Annotated in this window: 21 protein-coding genes; 8 read left to right on the top strand and 13 right to left on the bottom strand. The window is 63.4% G+C overall.

Annotated features, from left to right (window positions below):
* Positions 1-2: 2 nt before the first annotated feature.
* Positions 3-488 (top strand): 2TM domain-containing protein, encoded by a 486-nt coding sequence (locus ACB030_RS04765; RefSeq protein ID WP_371158452.1) that lies wholly within the window; start codon positions 3-5, stop codon positions 486-488.
* A 103-nt stretch (positions 489-591) separates the two neighbouring features.
* Here ACB030_RS04765 and ACB030_RS04760 read toward each other — a convergent pair whose 3' ends face one another.
* From ACB030_RS04760 to lptD, 6 genes are read right to left on the bottom strand one after another with little or no spacing between them, the layout of a single operon-like run.
* Complete coding sequence (locus ACB030_RS04760; RefSeq protein ID WP_371158450.1) at positions 592-1,413, bottom strand: symmetrical bis(5'-nucleosyl)-tetraphosphatase; 822 nt, start codon at positions 1,411-1,413, stop codon at positions 592-594.
* Positions 1,414-1,419: 6 nt separating this feature from the next.
* Positions 1,420-1,782 carry a Co2+/Mg2+ efflux protein ApaG gene (apaG, locus tag ACB030_RS04755; RefSeq protein ID WP_371158448.1) on the bottom strand — a complete coding sequence of 121 codons (363 nt, stop codon included), beginning with the start codon at positions 1,780-1,782 and terminating at the stop codon, positions 1,420-1,422.
* Between the two features lie 4 nt (positions 1,783-1,786).
* Positions 1,787-2,614, bottom strand: coding sequence for a 16S rRNA (adenine(1518)-N(6)/adenine(1519)-N(6))-dimethyltransferase RsmA (rsmA, locus tag ACB030_RS04750; RefSeq protein WP_371158446.1), 828 nt, complete (start codon positions 2,612-2,614; stop codon positions 1,787-1,789).
* Positions 2,604-3,599 (bottom strand): 4-hydroxythreonine-4-phosphate dehydrogenase PdxA, encoded by a 996-nt coding sequence (gene pdxA / locus ACB030_RS04745; RefSeq protein ID WP_371158444.1) that lies wholly within the window; start codon positions 3,597-3,599, stop codon positions 2,604-2,606. The genes rsmA and pdxA overlap by 11 nt, the downstream gene beginning before the upstream one ends.
* A gap of 14 nt (positions 3,600-3,613) precedes the next feature.
* Entirely contained in the window at positions 3,614-4,906 is a 1,293-nt protein-coding gene (surA, locus tag ACB030_RS04740) for a peptidylprolyl isomerase SurA (protein ID WP_371158442.1), read from the bottom strand.
* A 30-nt stretch (positions 4,907-4,936) separates the two neighbouring features.
* On the bottom strand, positions 4,937-7,369 hold the full coding sequence (gene lptD / locus ACB030_RS04735; protein WP_371158440.1) for an LPS assembly protein LptD: 2,433 nt from the start codon (positions 7,367-7,369) through the stop codon (positions 4,937-4,939).
* Between the two features lie 174 nt (positions 7,370-7,543).
* Between lptD and ACB030_RS04730 the strand changes: the two genes are divergently transcribed.
* The 3 genes from ACB030_RS04730 to djlA are packed head-to-tail and all read left to right on the top strand — an operon-like array spanning position 7,544 to position 10,072.
* Positions 7,544-8,569: an aminoglycoside phosphotransferase family protein gene (locus ACB030_RS04730; protein WP_371158438.1), complete on the top strand. Its 1,026-nt coding sequence runs from the start codon at positions 7,544-7,546 to the stop codon at positions 8,567-8,569.
* Positions 8,566-9,234, top strand: coding sequence for an N-acetylmuramate alpha-1-phosphate uridylyltransferase MurU (gene murU / locus ACB030_RS04725; protein ID WP_371158436.1), 669 nt, complete (start codon positions 8,566-8,568; stop codon positions 9,232-9,234). The genes ACB030_RS04730 and murU overlap by 4 nt, the downstream gene beginning before the upstream one ends.
* Before the next feature lie 19 nt (positions 9,235-9,253).
* The gene (djlA, locus tag ACB030_RS04720) at positions 9,254-10,072 is read left to right on the top strand and encodes a co-chaperone DjlA (RefSeq protein ID WP_371158434.1); all 819 of its coding nucleotides are present in this window, start codon (positions 9,254-9,256) and stop codon (positions 10,070-10,072) included.
* A gap of 68 nt (positions 10,073-10,140) precedes the next feature.
* Here the strand turns inward: djlA and ACB030_RS04715 are convergent, their stop codons facing one another.
* The 4 genes from ACB030_RS04715 to ACB030_RS04700 form a co-directional block, all read right to left on the bottom strand.
* On the bottom strand, positions 10,141-11,484 hold the full coding sequence (locus tag ACB030_RS04715) for an NCS2 family permease (RefSeq protein ID WP_371158432.1): 1,344 nt from the start codon (positions 11,482-11,484) through the stop codon (positions 10,141-10,143).
* 262 nt (positions 11,485-11,746) lie between these two features.
* The gene (locus tag ACB030_RS04710) at positions 11,747-12,082 is read right to left on the bottom strand and encodes a hypothetical protein (RefSeq protein ID WP_371158430.1); all 336 of its coding nucleotides are present in this window, start codon (positions 12,080-12,082) and stop codon (positions 11,747-11,749) included.
* A 133-nt stretch (positions 12,083-12,215) separates the two neighbouring features.
* On the bottom strand, positions 12,216-13,883 hold the full coding sequence (gene ettA / locus ACB030_RS04705) for an energy-dependent translational throttle protein EttA (protein WP_371158428.1): 1,668 nt from the start codon (positions 13,881-13,883) through the stop codon (positions 12,216-12,218).
* Between the two features lie 319 nt (positions 13,884-14,202).
* Positions 14,203-15,045, bottom strand: a complete 843-nt coding sequence (locus ACB030_RS04700) for a lytic transglycosylase domain-containing protein (protein WP_371158426.1) — start codon at positions 15,043-15,045, stop codon at positions 14,203-14,205.
* 357 nt (positions 15,046-15,402) lie between these two features.
* Between ACB030_RS04700 and ACB030_RS04695 the strand changes: the two genes are divergently transcribed.
* The 3 genes from ACB030_RS04695 to ACB030_RS04685 all read left to right on the top strand — a co-directional run bounded on the left by ACB030_RS04695 (position 15,403) and on the right by ACB030_RS04685 (position 18,308).
* Positions 15,403-16,143 carry a glycosyltransferase gene (locus ACB030_RS04695; RefSeq protein WP_371158424.1) on the top strand — a complete coding sequence of 247 codons (741 nt, stop codon included), beginning with the start codon at positions 15,403-15,405 and terminating at the stop codon, positions 16,141-16,143.
* Positions 16,144-16,231: 88 nt separating this feature from the next.
* Positions 16,232-16,630 (top strand): lipid-A-disaccharide synthase N-terminal domain-containing protein, encoded by a 399-nt coding sequence (locus tag ACB030_RS04690; protein WP_371158422.1) that lies wholly within the window; start codon positions 16,232-16,234, stop codon positions 16,628-16,630.
* Positions 16,620-18,308 carry an ArnT family glycosyltransferase gene (locus ACB030_RS04685; protein ID WP_371158420.1) on the top strand — a complete coding sequence of 563 codons (1,689 nt, stop codon included), beginning with the start codon at positions 16,620-16,622 and terminating at the stop codon, positions 18,306-18,308. The genes ACB030_RS04690 and ACB030_RS04685 overlap by 11 nt, the downstream gene beginning before the upstream one ends.
* Before the next feature lie 60 nt (positions 18,309-18,368).
* On the opposite strand, the gene ACB030_RS04680 is transcribed toward ACB030_RS04685, so the two are convergent.
* The gene (locus ACB030_RS04680) at positions 18,369-19,367 is read right to left on the bottom strand and encodes an NAD-dependent epimerase (RefSeq protein WP_371158418.1); all 999 of its coding nucleotides are present in this window, start codon (positions 19,365-19,367) and stop codon (positions 18,369-18,371) included.
* Positions 19,364-20,725 carry a UDP-glucose/GDP-mannose dehydrogenase family protein gene (locus tag ACB030_RS04675; RefSeq protein WP_371158416.1) on the bottom strand — a complete coding sequence of 454 codons (1,362 nt, stop codon included), beginning with the start codon at positions 20,723-20,725 and terminating at the stop codon, positions 19,364-19,366. Before ACB030_RS04675 ends, ACB030_RS04680 begins: the two co-directional genes overlap by 4 nt.
* Before the next feature lie 313 nt (positions 20,726-21,038).
* On the opposite strand from ACB030_RS04675, the gene ACB030_RS04670 reads away from it, so the two are divergent.
* A complete protein-coding gene (locus tag ACB030_RS04670; RefSeq protein WP_202047080.1) occupies positions 21,039-21,647 on the top strand; it encodes a YitT family protein in 609 nt (202 codons plus the stop codon).
* 257 nt (positions 21,648-21,904) lie between these two features.
* Here the strand turns inward: ACB030_RS04670 and ACB030_RS04665 are convergent, their stop codons facing one another.
* Entirely contained in the window at positions 21,905-22,711 is an 807-nt protein-coding gene (locus ACB030_RS04665) for a heme ABC transporter ATP-binding protein (RefSeq protein WP_371158414.1), read from the bottom strand.
* Position 22,712: the final 1 nt, after the last annotated feature.

The raw sequence follows: 22,712 nt of genomic DNA, 5'->3' as shown, positions 1-22,712 counted from the left end.
AGATGATCGTCAGGAAGTTGAGATTGCAACGGGGTTGGTCCCAGGATCAGTTGGCGACCCTGACTGGCTTGAGTGTCCGCACCATACAGCGGATCGAGCAGGGCCAGCAGCCCGGACTGGAATCCCTCAAGGCCCTGGCCTCCGTCTTTGAGCTCGATGTGACTCAACTGCAGGAGTGCGAGATGAAAGGGAACGAGACAGATAGTCAGGGGACGGTGCATGTGGCCAGGGATGAGCGGGAGGCGATGAAGTTTGTCGAAGGGCTCAAAGGCTTCTACGGCCACCTCATCAGCTATGTGCTGGTGATAGGGGGGCTGTTTGTCATCAACTACCTGAGCAACCCGGACTATATCTGGGCCTGGTGGCCCATGCTGGGCTGGGGGCTGGGCCTGATCTCCCACGCCATCAACCTGTTTCAGCCATTCAAGTTGTTCGGGCCAGACTGGGAGCGGCGCCAGGTCGAGAAGCGGCTGGGGCGCAAGCTGTAAGCCACGACCTCACCCCATAAGGCACGGGCCCGGCAATGCCGGGCCCGTTTTATTGTCCGTCTATCGCCTAATTCGGTGCAGGCTGGGCGGCTGCACCGACGGCTTATTTGGCGTAAGCGGGGCAGGGGGTCGCTATCAGGGCATCGTCTTCGTAGCGCCAGAGGGTGAGGCTGTTGCCCCAGACGCAGCCGGTGTCCAGCGCCTTGATGTCCGCCTTGCCGGTGGCCCCCATCAGGGCCGCCCAGTGGCCGAACACCAGTATGGGATCGTCCACGTGGTGCTCCCGCTGCTCGAACCAGGGGCGCAGGCCGGGGGTGGACTCGGTGGGCCCCTTCTTGCACTTGAAGTCGAGTCGGCCATCGAAGTAGCAGAAGCGCATCCGGGTGAAGCTGTTGATGATGTAGCGATAGCGCTCTATCCCCAGCAGATTTTCGTCCCAGCTATCGGGCTGATCGCCATACATGTTGTGCAGCAGCCAGCTGTACTGATCGCCGCGCAGCAGCGTCTCCACCTCGCGGGCGCAGCTGCGTGCCGTGTGGGCATCCCAGGCCGGAGAGAGACCGGCATGGACCATCATGATGGGCAGAGCCGGGTGCTCCGCCAGCAGCGGGCGGTGGCGCAGCCACTCCAGCAGCTCGTCCCGATCCGGGGCCTCCATCAGGTCCTGCAGCTTGTCTTTCTTCTTGAGGGGGGCGACCCCATGAGCCACTGCCAGCAGGTGCAGATCGTGGTTGCCGAGCACGGTCACGGCGCGGCTTCCCAGTGACTTGACGAAACGCAGGGTGTTGAGAGAGTCCGGCCCGCGTGCGACCAGGTCGCCGCACAGCCAGAGGGTGTCGTTGTCGGGGTCGAATTCGGCAAGATCCAGCAGACGGCGCAGATCGTCGTAGCAGCCCTGGATATCACCGACGAAACAATTCGCCATGAAACCTCAGTTGATAATGTTGGGAATGGCCAGTGTGAAAGGGGCTATGGGGGCCTCAAACTGCTGCCCCGATTCGTCTTGCAGGGTGTAACTGCCTTCCATCACGCCGAAGGGGGTGGGGAGCGGGACGCCACTCTGATAGGTGAAGGTCTCGCCGGGGGCGATGAAGGGCTGCTCGCCCACGACCCCTGGACCTTCCACTTCCAGCATCTTGCCATTGGCATCCGTGATGAGCCAGCGCCGATGCAGCAGCTGCACCATGCCCGGTCCCAGATTCTCTATCTCGATGAGATAGAGAAAATGGTAGGGATCCTCGGTGCCCGCCACATAGCTGGGGTGCGGGCGAACCACTATCCGGGGGGATGCCATGGGATCAGGCCTGCTGCTGATCGGCCAGCCAGTTGGCTATCTTGACGAACTGCTCGAGGGAGAGGTTCTCCGGGCGCAGGTTGCCATCTATGCCAAGCTCGGTCAGCTGAGCGTCAGTGATGAAGTTGGAGAAGCTGTTGCGGATGGTCTTGCGACGCTGGCCGAAGCCCTCGGTGCAGACCCGGCTCAGGCAGCGGAGGTCTTTCGCGACAATGGTCGGGTTCTTGTGTGGCACCAGTCGCACCACGGCCGAGTCCACCTTGGGGGCCGGTTTGAAGGCGCCAGGGCCCACTTCCAGCACCGGGATCACCTGGCAGTAGTACTGGACCATGACGCTCAGGCGGCCATAGGCCTTGCTGCCCGGGCCTGCGCACATCCGCAATACCACTTCCTTTTGCAGCATGAAGTGCATGTCTTCGACCCGGTCGGCGAACTCGCACAGGTGGAAGATGAGCGGGGTGGAGATGTTGTAGGGCAGGTTGCCGAAGATGCGCAGGGGCGGTTTGCCTTCCCCCATCAGGGTGCCGAAGTCGAAGCGCATGGCGTCGGCCTCGATCACCGTCAACTTGTCCTTGAGGGTCGGGTGCTCGCGCAGGCGAGCCGCCAGATCCCGGTCAAGCTCGACCACCGTCATCTTGTCCATCTGGGAGGCGACCGGTTCGGTCAGCGCGGCCAGACCCGGGCCGATTTCCACCAGGTTCTGACCCGGCTGCGGGTTGATGGCGGCGACTATCTGGTCGATCACGTAACGGTCGTGCAAGAAGTTCTGACCGAAACGCTTACGGGCCGTGTGGCCCATGTGCACCTTGTTGCTCTGCACCTTACTGCTCATATCTTTTTTTCTCTACCATCTGGATGGCGTGGTTAATCGCGGTGATCAGGCTGCCCGAGTCCGCCAGGCCCTTGCCTGCCAGATCCAGCGCTGTGCCGTGATCCACCGAAGTACGGATGAAAGGAAGTCCGAGGGTGATGTTGACCGAGTTGCCAAAGCCCTTGTATTTGAGCACTGGCAGCCCCTGGTCGTGGTACATGGCGAGTACCGCATCCGCATCCTTGAGGTATTTCTCCTGGAACAGGGTATCGGCCGGCAAGGGGCCGACCAGATCTATCCCTTCCTGGCGCAGACTGGCCAGGGTGGGTTCGATCACGTCGATCTCTTCACGGCCGAGATGGCCCCCTTCCCCGGCATGGGGGTTGAGGCCGCAGACGTAAATTCTGGGGTGTGCTATGCCGAACTTGCCCTTGAGATCCGCATCCAGGATGCGGATCACCTTGGCAAGGCGCTCCTGCGTGATGGCCATGGCCACGTAGGCGAGGGGAATGTGGGTGGTCGCCAGCGCCACCCGCAGCCCTTCGGTGGCCAGCAGCATCACCACGTCGGCGGTGTCTGACTGCTGGGCGAAGAATTCGGTGTGGCCGCTGAAAGAGACGCCCGCCTGGTTGATGATCCCCTTGTGCACAGGCCCTGTCACCACGGCGGCGAACTCGCCGCTCAGGTTGCCGTCGCAGGCGCGCTGCAGGGTGGCCAGCACATAGGCGCCATTGCCCTCGTCGAGTTCGCCCGGCACCACGGGGGCGCCGAGGGGAACGGGACACACCGTCAGGGTTCCCGCCCGCTGACCCCTCACGGGGGCAGCGGCATCATAGGGTTCCAGCTCGATGGGCAGCCCCAGCAGGGCGGCGCGCTCGCGCAGCAGCGCCGGGTCGGCGATCACCACCAGCTGGTGCGGCCAATCCCGTTGGGCTATCTGCAGCACCAGATCCGGGCCTATGCCGGCGGGCTCACCCGGGGTGATGGCAAGACGATGGCTGTTCATCTGCTCGTCGCCCATTAATTGGGTTCGATCTGGATGTAGGCTTCGTCGCGCAGCTCATCCAGCCAGGCCTGGGACTCTTCGGTGAAGCGGCGGTTGAAGATGAGCTGATAGGCGCGCTGTTCCTGGGCCTTGCCGGTGGCATCCTGGCTGCGGCGATCTTCCAGCTGCACTATGTGCCAGCCGTGGCTGGTGCGGAAGGGCTCGCTGAGTTGACCCGGTTGCAGACGGTTGACCATGTCGCGGAACTCCGGCACATAGACGTTGGGATCGGACCAGCCCAGCTCGCCACCCTGCACCGCAGAGCCCGGATCCTCGGAGTACTTCTCTGCCATGCTGGCGAAGCTGGCCTTGCCGCTCTTGATGTCGTGCAAGATGCCGTCCAGGGTCCCCTTGGCCTTCTCCTCGGAGAGGATGATGGAGGGCTTGATCAGGATGTGGCGTGCCTTCACCTCGGTCTGCATCACTTGCTGCTGACCCTTGGTGTCGAAGATCTTGACGATGTGCAGACCGGCGCCCGAGCGCAGCGGGCCGACTATGTCACCCTTGCTGGCGCCCTGCACCGCCTCGGCCATGAGAGTGGGCATCTCCTGCGGGCTCATCCAGCCCCAGTCACCCCCTTCCAGGGCCTTGGGACCGTTGCTCTCGGCGATGGCCAGCTTGCGGAAATCTGCCCCTTCCTTCAGGGCGGCAAGGATGCGCTCTATCTTGGCCTTGGCGGCGTTGAGCTGTTCGGCGCTCGGGTTGTCAGGCAGGGCAACCTGGATGTGGCCGACATGGTATTCGGTCTGCTGCTGACCCTGCTTGCTCAGGGCCTCGACCACCTGCTTCACCTCCTGCTCGGAGATGTTGATGCGGCGGCGAACCTGGCTGCGGCGCACCTCGTTCATCAGGATCTCGCGGCGCACCTCCTCCCGGTACTGGGCATAGGTCAGCCCTTCCCGCTCGAGCTGGGCACGCAGCTGCTCCAGATTCATCTTGTTGTCGGCGGCGATGCTCTGGATGGCTTGCTCCAGCTGGGTATCGCTGATCTTGAGCCCCTGGCGATCCGCCAGTTGCAGCTGCAGGCTCTCCTGGATCAGCCGGTCCAGCGCCTGCTTGCGCAGGGTGACGTCATCGGGCAGGGATTGGCCGCTCTCCTGGGCGGAGGCCTTTACCTTCTGCACCAGGGCTTCCTGCTGACTGGCCAGCACCACGTCCTTGTTGACCACGGCAAGCACCTTGTCCACCAGCTCGGGTGCGGCGAGGGCACCCTGGCTCATGACTCCAAACAGGCCTGCGGTCAGCAGGGAAATCAACGTCTTCTTCATATCCATCTCTCAAGGCGTTTGCCAGACCCGTTATTGGTCTCGCAGGTTAAACGGACGAATGTAAGGCAGTGCTTCGGTATCCAGGGAGGTGCCCTTGGAGCCGGTACCCACGCTACCCAATCCTTTCATTTCAAATTGAATGCCGAGGCTGCGCTCGGACGTCGGGGCCAGGTTCACGTTGTCCGGTGTATTGACCCACTCCAGGTTGAAGTTGATGCTCCAGCAGCAGGAGTCATATTTCAGACCCACCTTGCGGTCAACTTTGACGTTCTGGTCGAGCTCCTGATAGTAGCCGCCATAGAGGTGCCACTGATCGCTCAGCGGTGTGGTCAACAGCAGGCCGATCTGGTTGAGATCCGTCACCTCGCCCTTGCGATCCAGGTCGTAGTTGGCGTCCCGCACGAAGCGGTGGCTCACCTGGCTGATCAGCTTCTCGTGGCGGTACTCCAGGGCGCTGTTGGAGGAGCTTATCTCGCGCTGCTCCAGATCATATTGTGCCCCCGCATGGGCATACCACTGCTCGTTGATCTTGGCGTCCCCCTCGAACGAGAGCGGAGAGCGGGTATTGGTGCTCAGCGCGTCGCTGGAGTAGAGCTTGACCCTGGGCGCCACGAAGTCGAAGGCTTGGGCAACGGCCAGCCGGATTCGTTCATCGCCAGCCGGATCATAGATGCGGGTAGTGACGCCGACCGAGAGCCGGTTGGAGTCGCTGATGCGATCCAGGCCGGCGAAGCGGCGATCGCTGAACAGGCTGTAGTAGTCCTGGCGCATGGTGGTGGAATCGTAGACACCTATGTTGTCCTGATCCTTGTAGGGCACATAGAGGTACTGGAACTCGGGCTCCAGGGTCTGGCTGGCCCCTTCGCCGAACCACTGCTGGTTGCGCTCGAAGGTCATGCCGCCCTTGAGGCGAAACGAAGGCAGCACCCGGGTGATGATGCCCTCGTCCAGGGTGACGCCCCCCCCGCCCTGCGGAGTGAACCTGTTTTTGAAGGTGCTGCTCATGTCATCCGGCACCGTCTGATCGTAACGGGTGTACATCAGCTTGTACTGGCTGTCGAGGAAGTAGCCCGCCTCGTCGATGAGCGGTATGGTCAGGGTGGGCGCCGTGTGGACACGAGTGCCGGTATAGGCTTCTCCCTGGTTCTGCTCGATGGCCTGGTCGTTGTTGTAGCCAAAGTTGGTCAGCTCTGTGTTCCAGGCCAGATCGTACCAGTTGCCCTGCTGGTAGTAGTTGTGGTTGATGCGCGGCATCAGCTCGTGGGGTTGCTGGGCGCTTGCCAGCAGTATCTGGTAGGTGCGCACCTCGGCATTGAGGTTCCAGCTCTGCTGGAAGTAGCCGGCCGTGAGGGACTGCTGCAACTGATTGTCGACCTGGGTACCCACCTTGGGTGAGAAGTCGTTGAAGTAGTTGTAGTCCCGGTCCCGCACCTTGGTGTAGTCCACCGACACTCGCAGGGCATTGTCCATGAACATGGAGGTGTGGCGGGCGTTGAGCAGGTAGCGGTGCCCATCGGACAGGTAATCATTGAGGCTGTCCGTCTCGTCGTACTGCTTGTCATCCGCCAGATTTTCGAAATAGAGGCTGCCCACGTGGGCCGGGTCCGGCATGTAGCGGAACTCGACCTGCTCCATCAGGCCTCGTCTGTCCATGAAGCGGGAGGTGATGGTCGAGTCGTAGTTGGGGGCTATGTTCCAGTAGAACGGCTGGGTGATGTCCATGCCGTTCTTGGAGCTTTGGGTATAGCCCGGGTAGAGCAGGCCCGTCTTGCGCTCATCCTTGATGGGGAAGTTGATATAGGGGAAATAGAACACCGGATAGTCATAGAGCCAGAGGCTGGCGTTCCAGGCTTCCCCGAACACCTCGGCCTGATCGATGTCGATGCTGCCGGCTTTCAGGGTCCAGGCCTCCTGGCCAGGAGGGCAGGTGGTGTACTGGGCCCCCTCCAGGGTGATGTTCTGGTTGTTGTTGGTCATGGTCACTTTTTCGGCGAAGCCGCGCACCGGTGAACCATGCACCTGATACTTGCCCTCTTCCAGCTCGGAGTTCTTGGTGTCCAGGTTGGATTTGAGGGTCTTGTCGCTGGTGACAGTGATCTGGCCATCGTTGTAATAGATGTTGCCGATGGCGATGACATCCCGGCTCTTCTGATCGAGCTGGGCATAGTCGGAATCAAATTTGCGCACGCCCTGACGCACCTTGACGTCACCCTCATAGACGGCGGTGCCACCCTGCTTGGCCTCCAGGCGATCGGCATCCACCTCGACGGGCTGGGCATTGGCGTCCTGACTCGCGCTGGGTTTCTCGACCTTGGGGACATAGTCATAGCAGAGGCTGTTGAGGATCCCGGTGGCCGGTGGCGCGTTGAGGGGCGCCGCCTGCACCGTGAACGGGCTCAGGGCAGGAACAAGGCTGATGGTCAGGGCGATGGGATAAGAAGACCCCAGTGTCCATTTTGTCATGTGAAGGGCTCGCGCAATCCGTAGTAAAAACGGTTGATTCAGGGCATGCATTTTATGTCAGGATCCATCGAGTTGACATTGCATGTCATTGCTTTATGTTAGCCGGCAATGATAAAGCATTATTGCGGCCAGGGCTAACAGCCAAGTGCTGCTTTCCAATTTGGTTCCCGACTCATGCACGATCGCGCTTCCCTGCTATTGCAATGGGCACGCCGGATTACCGGTGATGCCAACCTCCAGTTGACCCTGATCTCCGGTGACGCCAGTTTCCGCCGCTACTTCCGTGGTGGTGGCCTGGTGTGGGTGGATGCTAATCCGAAAACCGAAAAAAATCATGAATTCGTTCGCAATGCCGCCGCCCTGCACGGCGTTGGGCTGCTGGCCCCCGAGGTGAAGGGGGTCGACTATGAGCAGGGGCTGCTGGCGGTCAGTGACCTTGGCGATACCCAGCTTATCGGCTGCCTGAACGATGGCAACGTGCTGGCCTGGTATGGCAAGGCCATCGCCCTGCTGCCCCGGCTCGGATCGGTGGCGCTCGAGCTCGAGCCCTTCGACGAGGCCTTCATGGCCCGCGAGAACGCCATCTTCCCCGAGTGGCTGTTGGGTCATCACCTGCATCTGAGTCTCGGCGAGACCGAACAGCAACTGCTGGACGAGATGTTCGCCTGCCTCACCAAGAACAACCTGGCCCAGCCCCAGGGGGTGATGCACAGAGACTTCCACAGCCGCAACCTGATGGTGTGCGGCGGCGATACGGCGGACGACAGCCGGCTTGCCGTCATCGACTTCCAGGACATGGTCATGGGTCCCTTGAGCTACGACCTGGTCTCCCTGCTGAAAGACTGCTACGTGCGCTGGCCCGATGAGGTGATCGAGCAGGGCATGGGCCATGGCTTCGACACCCTGAGCCGGGCGGGTCTGCTCGACGGGCTCGATTATGCCAGCTTCCGTCGTCACGCCGACCTGACCGGCATGCAACGCCACCTGAAGGCGGCCGGCCTCTTCGCCCGCCTCTATCACCGCGACGGCAAGTCCGGCTACCTCAAGGACATCCCCCGTACCCTGGGCTATGTGGTGGATGTCTGCCATACCCATGGCGCCGTCTATCCTGTGCTGGCCCGCTTCGGCGACTGGTTGCAGCAGGTGGTGTTGCCGGGGCTGGCTCAGGCCGAAGCCAGTGTCAGCGGTGCATCGTCATGAGGGCGATGATCCTGGCCGCGGGCCGTGGCGAGCGGATGCGCCCGCTCACCGACCTGCTGCCCAAGCCGCTGCTGGCGGTGGGAGGCAAGCCCCTCATCGTCCACCACATCGAGAAGCTCAAGGCCGCCGGGGTGACCCGGCTGGTCATCAATCACGCCTGGCTCGGCCACAAGCTGGTGGAGGCGCTCGGCGATGGCCGCCAGTTTGGCGTCGAGATCCTGTGGTCGGCGGAGGAGAGTGCCCTCGAGACCGCGGGAGGCATAGTGCAGGCATTGCCACTGCTGGGCCCGGAACCCTTTCTGGTGATCAACGGCGATACCTGGATTGATGGGGATTATGGCGCTCTGGTGAATCAGCCGTTGGCGGATGACCTGGCCCATCTCTGGCTGGTGCCCAATCCGCCCCAGCACCCTCAGGGTGATTTCTCCCTGCAAGGCGGTCGGGTGCTGGATGCGCCGGCCTTGACCTTCAGCGGCGTCGGCCTCTATCACCCGGCGGCCTTTGTCTCCCTGCCTTGCGGTGCCCGCAAGCTGGCCCCCCTGCTGCGCGACTGGATGGCGCAAGGCCGGATCGGGGGCAGCCTGCTGGCCGGCGAGTGGCGGGACATAGGTACCGTCGATCGGCTGCGGGAGCTGGATGACCAGCTGCTTGCCGGCACTCATTAACATCACGAGGTCTTGAACCATGCGTATTTGGGGTAAGGTGCTTGGCGCCTTCTTCGGTTTTCTGCTCGGCAACATCTTCGGCGCCCTGCTCGGCCTCTGGATCGGCCACCGCTTCGATCGGGGCATGGGCATTCGGGGGGCGTTCCAGCGAGCTCCCAGCCAGCAGCAGCAGGCAGTCTTCTTCCACGCCACCTTCGCCGTCATGGGCCACATCGCCAAGGCGAGCGGTCAGGTCACCGAGCACGAGATCCGGGTCGCCTCCAGCCTGATGGACAGGATGCGCCTCTCCGGCGAGCAGCGGGTGCGAGCCCAGGAGTCGTTCCGCCAGGGCAAGGAGAGCGATTTCCCGCTGCGCGAAACCCTAGCGGAGTTCCGCCAGGCGAGCCTGGGGCAGCGCGACATCTTGCGTTTCTTCCTCGAGGTGCAGCTGCAGGCCGCCTTTGCCGATGGCAAGGTGGAGGCCAACGAGCGTGCCATCCTGCAGACCATAGCGGACGAGCTCGGCTTCAGCCGTATCGAGCTGGCGCGGATCCTGGCGATGGCGGAGGCGCAGATGAACTTCTTCCACCGCCAGCAGCAGGGTGGACAAGGGCAGCAATACCGGCAGGAGGCCCCCTCCCAGGATCGCCTCAAGGATGCCTACCAGCTGCTGGGGGTGAGCGAGAGCGACAGCGATCAGGATATCAAGCGCGCCTATCGCAAGGAGATGAGCAAGCATCACCCGGACAAGCTGGCCGCCAAGGGGCTGCCCCCCGAGATGATGGAGATGGCCAAGGAGAAGACCCAGGAGATCCAGCAGGCCTGGGAGTGGATCCGCGAGGCCCGCGGCATCCGTTGAACCCTGCCCTTTGCCAGCCATAAAAAATGCCCGTCGATGACGGGCATTTTTGTATGCGAAAGCCGGGATTAGTGGCTGTCGACCCAGACGAACTTGAGCACGAACAGCAGGGCCACCACCAGCACGCAGGGGTTGATCTCGCGCCAGCGGCCGGTGCCCGCCTTCATCACGCAGTAGGAGATGAAGCCCACGGCTATCCCCTCTGTGATGGAGAAGCTGAACGGCATCATCACGGCTGTCATGAAGGCCGGCACCGCCTCGGTCAGGTCTTCCCACTTCACCCGGGTCAGCTCGGAGCACATCAGCACCCCCACGTAGATGAGGGCGCCGGCGGCGGCATAGGCCGGCACCATGGCGGCAACCGGGGAGAAGAAGATCGCCAGCAGGAACAGCACGCCAACCACGATGGCGGTCAGGCCGGTACGGCCGCCGACGGCCACCCCTGAGCTGCTCTCGATATAGGCGGTGACCGATGACGTGCCCATAAAGGCGCCGCCGACCGAGCTCACGCTGTCCACCACCAGCGCCTGCTTCATGCGCGGGAAGTGGCCCTTGTCATCCGCCAGCTTGGCGCGGTTGGTGACGCCGATCAGGGTGCCGGAAGAGTCGAACAGGTTGACCAGCATAAAGGAGAAGATGATCCCGGCCAGGCTGATGTCCAGCGATCCCATCAGGTCCAGCTGACCGAAGACGGGGGTGATGCTCGGCGGCACAGAGACGAAGCCCTTGAAGGTCACATCGCCGAACAGCCAGCCCAGGGTGGTGGTGACGACGATGGCGATCAGCACGGCGGAGTGCACGCCACGGGCGGAGAAGATGCAGATCAGGAAGAAGCCGAGCAGCCCCAGCAGGCAGGGCAGGGAGGTGAGGTCACCCACTGTCACCATGGTCGCGGGGCTAGCCACTACGATGCCGGCGTTGTGCAGGCCGAGCAGGGCGATCAGCAGGCCTATGCCGGCTGTGATGCCGACCCGCAGGGTGAGGGGGATGTTGGCAATCAGCCAGTAGCGCACCCGCAGCAGGGTGAGGATCAGCAATCCTAAGGCGCCCCAGAAGATGGTGCCCATGCCGACCTGCCAGGAGTAACCCATGCCTGCCACCACCACGAAGGCGAAGAAGGCATTCAGTCCCATGGCGGGGGCCAGGGCGATGGGCAGGTTGGCGAGCAGCCCCATGAGAATGCTGCCGATGCCGGCGATGAGGCAGGTGGTGACGAACACCGCCTGGGTGTCCATGCCCGCCGCAGAGAGGATCTGCGGGTTGACGAACACTATGTAGACCATGGTCAGGAAGGTGGTGATGCCGGCGATGACCTCGGTGCGGGCCGTGGTGCCATGGCCTTTCAGGGCAAACAGGCGCTCGAGCAATCCTTGCCCGGCGGCCTGGCTGGCAGCTTGGTGTTGTTGATTCATGTTGGATTCCAATGGGTGACGTGAAATAAGCAGCAGGCGAACGGCCAATCCCATCCATGCGGGGTAAATGGCCCTGTTTCTGGCGACTGAGTGACCAGACTCGTCCTGATACCGTGACAGCGCGCACATTTTTACACAGGCGGCGACGTTTACAAACCCCGGATCTGCGAGGCGGATCAATGAATAGAGTAAAAATTCAAACGTTTGCCCATCGAGGTGCAAAAACAAGGTTCGATAGAGGCTTGTGTTGCCATGGCGCCCCTCAGCGGCTCTTGAGGTAGCGCTCCACCAGCTGGGCCAGCACGGCGTCGCTGTGCTCCTGCAAGGTGGCGAGCGTCAGCCCCATGCGCTGCAGCAGCAGGCTGGCCTGCGCCTCGCTCAGGGTGCGCCCGTCGATGAAGTAGGCCTGTTCGGGCAACTGCTTGTCATGACGGGGGAGCAGCACCCAGCTCACCCGCTCGGGTTCGATGGCGGCAAAGATCCGGCTGGCCGCGGCGCAGAAGGTATCGATGTGGCGCTTGCCATCCGGGCCCAGGCAGCCGGGTTCGATCCGGATCTGGATGGTGAGTCTCTTCGGGGGGGCGCTGGTCTGGGTCATCGGTGAGTGCCGGTAGGGGGAAGCGGGAAGATTGTAAGCGAAAAGGCAAGAGAAAGGGGAGCCCGGGCTCCCCTTGTGACGTTGCCATCACCCTGATGGGGCGACGCATCACTTCGCTTGCATGACGGTCCGCTTACTTGGCGATGCGTTTGTACTTGGCGCGGTGCGGCTGGACGGCGTCGGCGCCGTAGGTCTTCTTCTTCCACTCTTCGTATTCGGTGAAGTTGCCCTCGAAGAAGGCAATCTTGCCCTCGTCCTGGTAGTCCAAGATGTGGGTGGCGATACGGTCGAGGAACCAGCGATCGTGGGAGATGACCATGGCACAGCCCGGGAACTCCAGCAGGGCGTTCTCGAGGGCGCGCAGGGTTTCGATGTCCAGATCGTTGGTCGGTTCATCCAGCAGCAAGACGTTGCCGCCGGTCTGCAGCAGCTTGGCCAGGTGCAGACGGCCGCGCTCACCACCGGAGAGCTCGCCGACCCGCTTCTGCTGATCTGCGCCCTTGAAGTTGAAGCGACCTATGTAGGCACGGCTCGGGAACTCGTAGTTGCCGATGCGCAGTATGTCCTGACCGTCGGCGACCTCTTCGAACACCGTCTTCTTGTCGTTCATGCTGTCGCGGAACTGATCCACAGACGCCAGCACCACTGTATCGCCCAGGGTGATGGTGCCGGAGTCAGGCTGCTCCTGGCCCGACATCATGCGGAACAGGGTGGATTTACCGGCGCCGTTCGGACCAATGATGCCGACGATGGCCCCCTTCGGAATGGCGAAGGAGAGATCGTCGATCAGCTGCCTGTCACCGTAGGACTTGCAGAGGTTTGCCACCTCCACCACCTTGTCGCCGAGACGGGGTCCGGGCGGAATGAACAGCTCGTTGGTCTCGTTGCGCTTCTGGTAGTCGTTGGTGTTGAGCTCCTCGAAGCGAGCCATACGGGCCTTGGACTTGGCCTGACGGCCTTTCGGGTTCTGACGCACCCACTCCAGTTCCTTCTCGATGGACTTGCGACGGGCCGCTTCCGAGCTGGCTTCCTGCGCCAGACGGGCGTCTTTTTGCTCCAGCCAGGAGGAGTAGTTGCCTTCCCAGGGGATACCCTCGCCGCGGTCCAGCTCCAGGATCCAGCCCGCCACGTTGTCGAGGAAGTAGCGGTCGTGGGTGATGGCGACGACTGTGCCCTCGTAGTCGTGCAGGAAGCGCTCCAGCCAGGCCACGGATTCCGCATCCAGGTGGTTGGTCGGTTCGTCCAGCAGCAGCATGTCCGGCTTTTCCAGCAGCAGGCGGCACAGGGCTACCCGGCGGCGCTCACCCCCGGAGAGGTGCTTGATCTGGGCGTCCCAGGCCGGCAGGCGCAGGGCGTCGGCCGCGCGCTCCAGCTGGTTCTCCATGTTGTGACCACCCTGGGCGGCGATGATGGCTTCCAGCTCGCCCTGTTCGCGGGCCAGCTTGTCAAAATCCGCATCCGGGTCGGCATAGGCCGCATAGACCTCATCCAGGCGAGCCATGGCGCGTTTCACCTCGCCGACCGCCTCTTCCACCGCCTCGCGGACTGTCTGCTCCGGATCCAGCTTGGGCTCCTGGGGCAGGTAGCCGATCTTGATGCCGGGCTGCGGACGGGCTTCCCCTTCGATCTCGGTGTCGATCCCCGCCATGATGCGCAGCAGGGTGGATTTACCGGCACCGTTCAGACCCAGCACGCCTATCTTGGCGCCCGGGAAGAAGGAGAGGGAGATGTTCTTGAGGATATGACGCTTGGGCGGCACGACCTTGCCGACCCTGTTCATGGTGTAAATAAATTGAGCCATTGGCTAATTCTCTTCCTTTTCAGCAGTTTAATGTCTTTGCATTAACAAACTGACGTCGTGGTGGGGCCTGGTCGGCAGGGGCCGACCCGGTTCCAAAAAACCCGTCGATTGTAAACCAATGGGAAGAGGGCGGCAAAGTAGACAACCGGGGAGTATTGAGTGCAGGGAGCCCCATCGGCAGCGGGATGAAAAGAGGCGGGCATCTGGCAGATGCCCGGTCAGGGTTTCGGGCCGAGCCGGCTTAAGACTTCCTTAATTCTGGCTCGATAGGATTCATCAGCCGACCTTGAGAAGTCATGGGATCAGCTTATGCCAGGGGTCAGCGGGGCTGCCTGGTGCTCTTGGCCGGGTCCTGCCCCGAGTAGTAGAGCACTCGCTGCACATACTCCTGGGTCTCCTGGTAGGGCGGTACGCCGCCATGGCGGATCACGGCCTGTTCACCGGCGTTGTAGGCGGCGCTGATCCTGACCCAGTCGGGACCAAACTGCTTCTCCAGCCACTTCAGGTAGATCATGGCGCCGCGGATGTTCTGCTGGGCGTCGAAGGGGCGGGTCACGCCGAAGCGCACCTGGGTCTCGGGAATGAGCTGCATGACCCCTTGCGCCTGCTTGGGGGAGACGGCTGTGCTGTTGAGATTGGACTCGGCGATGGCGATGGCGAGCGCCAGCTGGGGGTCGACCTTGTGACGGTGGGCGGCCTGGCGGATCATGACGGCCAGCTTCTGTTTGGTGAGGGATTGGCGGGCCAGATAACTATCCTGATCGAAGGGGGTGCTGGGGCGTACCCAGGGGGCGCCGCCTCCGCCCCCGCCGATACCACAGGTGCCAAGGGGAGCGTTGCCCACCCGCTCGTTGTAGTAACGAGCGGCTTGCTGATTGCCAAGGCGCATGGCCATGGCTAGGTAGGCGTTGGCGTGGCGAGGGCTGCGGATCCCCTGGGGTCCGCGAGCCAGCAGGCGGCCGATGCGATAGTAGGCCTCCGGGCTGCCCATGCTGGCCGCGGTGCAGTAGTGGGCTATGGCTCGCCGCGGGTTGCTCTGTTCCATGGCGGCGCCTTGGCGCAAGGCGCTCATGGCCTTGGGGGCCTGGCGAAAGGTGTCGGCATGGGAGGAGGTGGCAAGCAGCAGCAGGACTCCCCAGCCCCAGGTGCAGAGTCTCTGCATGATGGATACCTCGAATTAGTATCCGGAAGATATAGGCCCGATATGGGGGGGACGCCAGCCAGGGGATGGAACATCTGGTTATGTGTCAGGCCATCAGAGATGAAAACGGTCTGGAACTTTTGGCAGAGAAAAAAAGGGCTCCTGGTGAGTGTGATGGGGAGTCTGGAGTGTGCGCGGTCAGTCCCTCTGCTCGCGGCACAACTCAAATTGATGGATTTGTTACTTTCGGGGCAATAAACTGCCGGCCTTGCACTCTAACGTCTTGTATTTGCATGATGTTAGCCAGCTTGTCGAGAGAATAGAAATGGGGGACGCAGTCGAACCGATTGCATCCTTCGTCATGATTGGGAAGCGCATATGGTTGATTCGATCGATGTCTCTGTCGTAGTGCCCGCCAAGGATGAACGGGACAATCTGGCCCCCCTCATCGGCGAGATAGATGCCGCGCTGGCGGGGAAATACAGCTACGAGCTGATCTATGTGGACGATGGCAGCGAGGATGACAGCTATGCCGTCCTGTGCGAGCTGAAGAGGCGTTATGCCGGGCTGCGCCTGATCCGCCATGCCAGGGCCGTCGGCCAGAGCATGGCGGTGCTCAGCGGCGTGCGCCAGGGTCGTGGCGACTGGCTGGTGGTGCTTGACGGGGATGGCCAGAACGATCCGGCCGACATTCCCGCCATGCTGGAGGAGGCCAGGCGCCGCTTCGCCTCGGACAAGTACCAGGTGGGGCTTATCGGTCACCGTGTCAATCGCCGTGATGACTGGGTCAAGCGCCTCTCGTCCAGGCTGGCCAACGGTTTTCGCGATCTGTTGCTGCGGGACGGCATCCCGGATACCGGCTGCGGTCTCAAGGTGGTGCGGCGTGACTGGTATCTGCGCCTGCCCGGTTTCAACCACATGCACCGTTACATTCCGGCCCTGATCCAGGCCCAGGGCGGGCGCATGTCCCCCTGGCCGGTCAACCACAGGCCACGGCAGGCGGGTGTCTCCAAGTACGGGGTCTGGAACCGGCTCTGGGTCGGGCTGGTGGACGTGGTCGGTGTCTGGTGGCTGCAGCGCCGATCCAAGGTGGTCGAAGTCAGGGAGATGCTGGAGTGATGGAGCCCCTGCTTTCGTTGCCGTCGATCTGGCTGGATAGGGATGAGCTTGCCCTGCATGTCGGCGGGTTGCACCCGGGAGGGCGGCGATGATCGATGCCCTGCTCTCCATGGAGCTGACCTGGTTCGACTGGACCGGCCTGCATGTGACCGGCTGGAAGCTCATCGGCTACACGGGGGCCCTGATGTTCGGCGGCCGCTGGCTGGTGCAGTTCCTGGCCTCCAAGCGGGCCGGCAAACCCGTCATCCCGCGCCTGTTCTGGTACATGAGCGTGCTCGGCAGCCTGATGACGCTGAGCTACTTCGTCTTCTCCCCCAAGCAGGACTCCGTCGGCGTGCTGCAGAACCTCTTCCCCACCTTCACCGCCCTCTACAGCCTCTACCTGGATATCCAGCACAGGGGTTGGAAGCGGGACAAGCTCGTCGAGGACAACGAGATCCACCATAGCAAGGCCGTCGATGACAACGAGATCCACCATGACAAATGACCGCTTCTTGCTCAATCAGGCCTCACTCGGCTGGCTGCTGCTGATCGCCCTGATAGTGCTGGGTGCCGGCCTCGGGCTGCGGGATCCCTGGCCTGCCGACGAGCCGCGCTTCGCCCTGGTCGCCAAGGAGATGGTGGAGAGCGGGCAGTGGCTGTTCCCCATGCGCGGCGGCGAGATCTATCCGGACAAGCCCCCCCTGTTTATGTGGGGCATCGCCCTTGGCTATCTGTTGACCGGCTCCATCAAGGTGGCGTTTCTGCTCCCCTCCCTGCTGGCGAGCCTGCTGACCATAGCCCTGGTATGGGATCTGGGTCGCCGCCTGTGGAGCCCGGCGACGGGCTTCATGGCCGGGTTGCTGCTGCTGTTCACCGTCCAGTTCACCCTGCAGGCGAAGACGGCCCAGATAGACGCCCTGGTGACCTGCTTCATCACCCTAGGGGTCTACGGTTTCGTGCGTTTTCTGCTCTGCGGGGGAGGTTGGCGCTGGTACTGGCTCGGCTGGTTTGCCGCCGGGCTCGGCATCATCACCAAGGGGGTGGGGCTGCTGGCCCTGCTGATCCTGATCCCGGCAATCTGGACCCACAGAGACAAGATCCGCGCCGCCTCCCCTGCCGACTGGTTGAAGGCGCTGGCGGGGCCGCTGTTCATGCTGCTGGCCATCGGGCTGTGGCTGGTGCCCATGCTGACGGCGGTGGCCCAGAGCGGAGACCCAGTGCTGCAGGCCTACAGAGACAACATACTGCTGCGCCAGACGGTGACCCGCTATGCGAATGCCTGGCATCACGTCAAACCCTTCTGGTACTACCTCAGCTCGGTGATCCCGCCGTTCTGGCTGCCACTCTCCCTGCTGCTGCCCTGGCTGGTGGTGGCCTGGCGCAAGGCCATCCAGGAGCAGGACAAACGCGTCATACTGCTGCTCGGTTATCTGGTGCTGGTGGTGCTCTTCTTCTCCCTGTCGCCGGGTAAACGCGGCGTCTATGTCACGCCGGGCACCCCGGCGCTGGCGCTGCTGGCAGCTCCCTACATGGGGGCGCTGCTGGCGCGGGTCTGGCCCGCGCGTCTGCTGGGGGGGCTCGGCTGGCTGCTGGGGATCGTCTGCTTGGGTGGCGCCGGGGCTCTGGCCGTCAGCGACAAGCTGGCGAACCGGCTGGGGGAGCTGGGACCGGCCCCCTGGCTGCCCCTGCTGGTGCTGGGGGCGGCGCTGCTGCTGATCAATGTGCTGCTGCGCCGGGCGCCGCTCAGTGCCATCCTCTGTTCGCTGGCGGTGGGTTGGCTGCTCTACTCCTGCTGGATTTGCGTGCGCCTCAACGACATGCGCACGCCGCAAGGGGTGATGGCGCTGGTGGCGGAGCGGGTGCCAGCGGGGGACGAGCTGCTGCTTGCCGGTTTCAAGGAGCAGCACCTGCTGTTCGCCCGGCAACCCGTGCAACATTACCCCTACCTGCTGGGGGATGGGGAGCAGGCTCGCGAGGCGGCGGCCTGGGTGGCGGCAGCGCCCAGGCGCCATGTGCTGGGCAGCGCGGATCTGATGGTGCTGTGTTTCGAGCCTGAGAAGATGGAAAACCTCGGCAACCGCCATCGCACCGACTGGCTGCTGGCGGGGGCTGAGGCCCTCAAGCCCGCATGCCAGGGGTTGACCCCCAGGCTCGACCCCTTCCGCTATACCCCGGGTCCCTGAGGCCGGGACCCGGCAAAAGGGGCTGCCAGTGGCAGCCCCTCTTCATCTCGGGCGATGGGGTCATACCCCGTAGTAGGTCCTGTACCAGTCGACGAAGCTGGCGACCCCCTCCTCGAGCCCGACTTGGGCTCTGTAGCCGGTGGCATCGAACAGCGCCTGGGTATCGGCCCAGGTCGCCTGCACGTCCCCGGCCTGCATGGGCAGCAGGTTGCGGATGGCCCGCTTGCCGAGCGCCGCCTCTATGGCTTCCACGAAATCCATGAGTCGCACCGGGCTGCCATGGCCGATGTTGAAGAGGCGGTAGGGGGCTGGGCTGGCGTCGACCGCCCCCTGCCAGTCCGGGTCGCCCTGCGGGGGCCTGTCCGCGACCCGCACTATCCCCTCTACTATGTCGTCTATGTGGGTGAAGTCCCGGCTGAGCCGGCCCTGGTTGTAGATGTCGATGGGCTCGCCGTTCAGGATGGCGCGCACGAACTTGAACAGCGCCATGTCGGGTCGCCCCCAGGGGCCGTAGACGGTGAAGAAGCGCAGGCCCGTGGTGGGCAGCCCATAGAGGTGGGAGTAGGAGTGGGCCATCAGCTCGCCCGCCTTCTTGCTCGCGGCATAGAGGGAGACGGGGTGATCCACCCCGTCCGAGGTCTTGAACGGCATCTGCTCGTTGAGGCCGTACACCGAGCTGGAGGAGGCGTAGACCAGGTGCTGCACCCCGTGATGGCGGCACCCCTCGAGGACGGTGAGGGTGCCAGTGAGGTTGCTGTCGGCATAGGCGAAGGGGTTGTCCAGCGAATAGCGCACCCCGGCCTGGGCCCCCAGGTGGATCACCCGATCGAACCGCTCGCGGGCAAAGAGCGCCGCCATGGCAGCGCGATCGGCGAGATCACCGCGCTCGAAGCGAAAACCGGGCAGTGGCAGCAGCAGTGCCAGCCGCGCCTCCTTCAGGCTCACCTCGTAGTAGTCGTTGAGGTTGTCCAGGCCAACCACCTGATGGCCGTCGCGGCAGAGCCTCTGCGCCACATGAAAGCCGATGAAGCCGGCGGCGCCGGTGACCAGATATTTCATTGCCGTTGCTCCTCGCGCAATCCGGCGGTCAGGCTGTCGCCCCGGCCTATGGCGTAGTAAGTGAAGCCGCGCTGGCGCAGGCGGGCCGGGTCATAGAGGTTGCGCCCGTCGATGATGACGGCCTGTTTCAGGGTTTGGCGCAGCAGCTCGAAGTCCGGGGCGCGGAACTGCTGCCATTCGGTGCAGATGAGCAGGGCGTCGGCCCCCTTGAGGGCGGCCTCCTGGGTGCCGCACAGGGTCAGATCGTCCCGCAGGCCATAGAGACGCTGGGCCTCGCTCATGGCCTCGGGATCGAACGCCTGCACCTTGCCGCCGGCGGCCCAGATCGCCTCCATCAGTACCCGGCTCGGGGCTTCGCGCATGTCGTCGGTGTTGGGCTTGAAGGCCAGGCCCCAGAGGGCGAAGGTCCGCCCCGTCAGATCGCTGCCGAAGTGCTGCTGCAGGCGGGCCATGAGCTTGTGCTTCTGGCCGTCGTTGACCCGCTCCACCGCATGGAGCAAAGGGGCATCGCAGCCAATCTGGCCGGCGGTGTGGATCAGCGCCTTGACGTCTTTGGGGAAACAGGAGCCGCCGTAGCCGCAGCCGGGATAGATGAAGTGATGGCCGATGCGCGGGTCGGCGCCTATGCCCTTGCGCACCGCTTCGATGTCGGCCCCGAGCTTCTCCGCCAGGGTGGCCATCTCGTTCATGAAGGAGATCTTGGTGGCCAGCATGGCGTTGGCGGCGTACTTGGTCAGCTCGGCGCTGCGGGCGTCCATCTGGATGATGCGATCCCGGTTGCGGTTGAAGGGGGCATAGAGCTCTTCGAGCAGGGAGAGGGCGTGGGCCGAGTCGGTGCCTATGATGATGCGATCCGGCCGCAGGCAGTCGGCCACTGCGGCCCCCTCCTTGAGAAACTCCGGGTTGGAGACCACCTCGAGGGGAAAGTCGACCCCGCGATCGCGCAGGATGGCGGCGATATGCCGGTGCACCCGGTTGGCGGTGCCGACCGGCACTGTGCTCTTGTTAACCACCACCTTGCCGCCCTGCATCAATCGGCCTATGGTGCCGGCCACCGCCAGCACGTGCTTGAGATCGGCCGAGCCGTCTTCATCGGGCGGGGTGCCGACAGCGATGAAGATGAGCTCGGCGAACGCCACCCCCTCGGCCACGTCCGTGGTGAATTGCAGGCGACCGGCCTGATGGTTGGCCTGCACCAGGGGGGCGAGGCCGGGCTCGAAGATGGGGATCATGCCCTCTTTGAGGCGCTCGACCTTGGCGGCGTCCACGTCTACGCAGGTTACCCTGTGGCCCATCTCGGCAAGCACGGCGGCCTGAACCAACCCCACATAACCTATTCCGAATACGCTGACTCTCATCTGCTGTCGCTCCGCAGCCTGTGGCAAGGGGGCCATTTTAGAACGATTCCCGCCTGCTGGCAGCGAGATAGCCCAGGTTTTTCAGATGCGCTTCAGGCTGGCTTCAGCCTGAGAGGGGAAGGGTGTGACATATTTTGGTGCAAGGGTTGTAACGCGGCGCTGACGCGCACCATTTCGGCGCATGCGATCCCGTACTTGTGATCCGGGTCACTCAAAATGGACACTGTGACCATAACGAAGTCCCGACTCACGGGGCTCGCGCCCGTCACCGGGCCTCAGACACTCTTTTCACTTCGCTACTGGACATAAGGTTATGGACAACACTCCCCGCTCGGCTCATCCGCTCTATGAGGATGTGCTCGCCCTGCTGACCGCGGCAGGCTTCGTTTCCCTCGGCATCTTCCTGTTTCATCAGGTCGGTCTGCTCACCGGCGGCACCGCCGGGCTGGCGCTGCTGCTGCAGCAGGTCACCGGCCTGAGCTTCGGCCTGCTGTTCTTCACCATGAACCTGCCCTTCTACGCCCTGGCCTGGCTCAGGATGGGGCCGCGCTTCACCCTCAACACCTTCGCCGCCGTGGCCACCGTCTCCTTCATGACGGATCACCTCAACGCCGTGCTGCAGATAGGCAAGATAGAGCCTGTCTATGCGGCCCTGATCGGCGGCACCCTGATCGGCATGGGGCTGCTCATCATGTTCCGCCACAAGGCGAGCCTGGGGGGCTTCAATATCCTGGCGCTGTTTATTCAGGACAAGTTCGGCATCCGCGCCGGAAAGCTGCAAATGGGGCTGGATTGCGCCATCGTCATCGCCTCCTTCTTCGTGGTCTCCCCCTGGCTGCTGGCGCTCTCCGTGGTCGCGGCCATCATCTGTAACCTGGTGTTGACACTCAACCACAAGCCGGGCCGCTACCAGATCGCCTGAGCCTCCCTCCACTTTGCAAGCAAAAGAGCGCCTGATGGCGCTCTTTTGCTATTCGGGAGCCTGACTTGATCCACACCACCATGGGCTGTCCCGTCTTGGGGTGGTGGATGTCTTGGACGGGGTAGTCGTGGAGAGGGAGGGCGATGCGCCCGCCATCACACCACCATGGGCTGTCCCGTCTCGGGGTGATGGATCACCTGGGCGGGGTAGTCGTGGATACGAAGGACGATGCGCCCGTGTTCGCACCACCACCGATATCACACCACCATGGGCTGTCCCGTCTCGGGGTGATGGATCACCTGGGCGGGATAATCGTAGAGGCGGGCGATCAGTTCGGGGGTCAGCACCTCGGCCGGGGAGCCGTCCGCCATCAGCCTGCCCTGCTCCAGCATCACCAGCCGGTCGGCGTAGCGCGCCGCCAGGTTGAGGTCGTGCAGCACCACCAGCACGGCGGTATTGCGGGCGGCCAGGGCGCGGGCCATGGTGAGCAGCTGATGCTGGTACTTGAGATCGAGGGCCGAGGTGGGCTCGTCCAGCAGCAGCAGTCGCGGCTGCTCGGGATCAGGCAGCCGTTCCGGTGACGGCTCCTGCCAGATCTGGGCCAGTACCCGGGCGAACTGCACCCGCTGGCGCTCTCCGCCGGAGAGGCCGGGGTAGAGGCGGCCGGCCAGGTGCTCGACCCCAGCATGGGTCATGGCGGCCCGCACTATCTGGTCGCGGCGGCTGACGGGTTCGCTGTGGGGCAACCGCCCCATGGCCACCACCTCTTCGCACAGGAAGGGGAAGCTCAGGGACGAGCTCTGGGGCAGCACTCCGACTCTGTGGGCCAGGGCATCGCCGGCCCACTCTTGCCGCTTGCGACCGAACAGGGAGATGTTGCCGTCATAGGCCAGCTCGCCGGTCAGGCACTTGAGCAGCGAGCTCTTGCCCGCCCCGTTCGGGCCGAGCAGGGCGGTCAGACTGCCCCCATGCAGGTCGAGATCCAGGCTGTCCAGGATGAGGCGATTGCCCCGGGTGAGGCTGACACCGCGGCAAGCGAGCAGGGGGGAGGGGGATCCGGGCAAG

It is taken from the genome of Aeromonas sp. S16(2024), from assembly GCF_041403065.1.
Taxonomy (GTDB): domain Bacteria; phylum Pseudomonadota; class Gammaproteobacteria; order Enterobacterales; family Aeromonadaceae; genus Aeromonas.
The sequence above is the reverse complement of the archived record's forward strand: the minus strand, read 5'-3'. Positions and strand labels throughout refer to the sequence as shown.

Bases quoted from the DNA above. Each gene is read 5' to 3' on its own strand.
- ACB030_RS04765 (WP_371158452.1), top strand. From the start codon at position 3: ATGATCGTCAGGAAGTTGAGATTGCAACGGGGTTGGTCCCAGGATCAG.
- ACB030_RS04760 (WP_371158450.1), bottom strand. From the start codon at position 1,413: ATGGCGAATTGTTTCGTCGGTGATATCCAGGGCTGCTACGACGATCTG.
- apaG (WP_371158448.1), bottom strand. From the start codon at position 1,782: ATGGCATCCCCCCGGATAGTGGTTCGCCCGCACCCCAGCTATGTGGCG.
- rsmA (WP_371158446.1), bottom strand. From the start codon at position 2,614: ATGAGCAGTAAGGTGCAGAGCAACAAGGTGCACATGGGCCACACGGCC.
- pdxA (WP_371158444.1), bottom strand. From the start codon at position 3,599: ATGAACAGCCATCGTCTTGCCATCACCCCGGGTGAGCCCGCCGGCATA.
- surA (WP_371158442.1), bottom strand. From the start codon at position 4,906: ATGAAGAAGACGTTGATTTCCCTGCTGACCGCAGGCCTGTTTGGAGTC.
- lptD (WP_371158440.1), bottom strand. From the start codon at position 7,369: ATGACAAAATGGACACTGGGGTCTTCTTATCCCATCGCCCTGACCATC.
- ACB030_RS04730 (WP_371158438.1), top strand. From the start codon at position 7,544: ATGCACGATCGCGCTTCCCTGCTATTGCAATGGGCACGCCGGATTACC.
- murU (WP_371158436.1), top strand. From the start codon at position 8,566: ATGAGGGCGATGATCCTGGCCGCGGGCCGTGGCGAGCGGATGCGCCCG.
- djlA (WP_371158434.1), top strand. From the start codon at position 9,254: ATGCGTATTTGGGGTAAGGTGCTTGGCGCCTTCTTCGGTTTTCTGCTC.
- ACB030_RS04715 (WP_371158432.1), bottom strand. From the start codon at position 11,484: ATGAATCAACAACACCAAGCTGCCAGCCAGGCCGCCGGGCAAGGATTG.
- ACB030_RS04710 (WP_371158430.1), bottom strand. From the start codon at position 12,082: ATGACCCAGACCAGCGCCCCCCCGAAGAGACTCACCATCCAGATCCGG.
- ettA (WP_371158428.1), bottom strand. From the start codon at position 13,883: ATGGCTCAATTTATTTACACCATGAACAGGGTCGGCAAGGTCGTGCCG.
- ACB030_RS04700 (WP_371158426.1), bottom strand. From the start codon at position 15,045: ATGCAGAGACTCTGCACCTGGGGCTGGGGAGTCCTGCTGCTGCTTGCC.
- ACB030_RS04695 (WP_371158424.1), top strand. From the start codon at position 15,403: ATGGTTGATTCGATCGATGTCTCTGTCGTAGTGCCCGCCAAGGATGAA.
- ACB030_RS04690 (WP_371158422.1), top strand. From the start codon at position 16,232: ATGATCGATGCCCTGCTCTCCATGGAGCTGACCTGGTTCGACTGGACC.
- ACB030_RS04685 (WP_371158420.1), top strand. From the start codon at position 16,620: ATGACAAATGACCGCTTCTTGCTCAATCAGGCCTCACTCGGCTGGCTG.
- ACB030_RS04680 (WP_371158418.1), bottom strand. From the start codon at position 19,367: ATGAAATATCTGGTCACCGGCGCCGCCGGCTTCATCGGCTTTCATGTG.
- ACB030_RS04675 (WP_371158416.1), bottom strand. From the start codon at position 20,725: ATGAGAGTCAGCGTATTCGGAATAGGTTATGTGGGGTTGGTTCAGGCC.
- ACB030_RS04670 (WP_202047080.1), top strand. From the start codon at position 21,039: ATGGACAACACTCCCCGCTCGGCTCATCCGCTCTATGAGGATGTGCTC.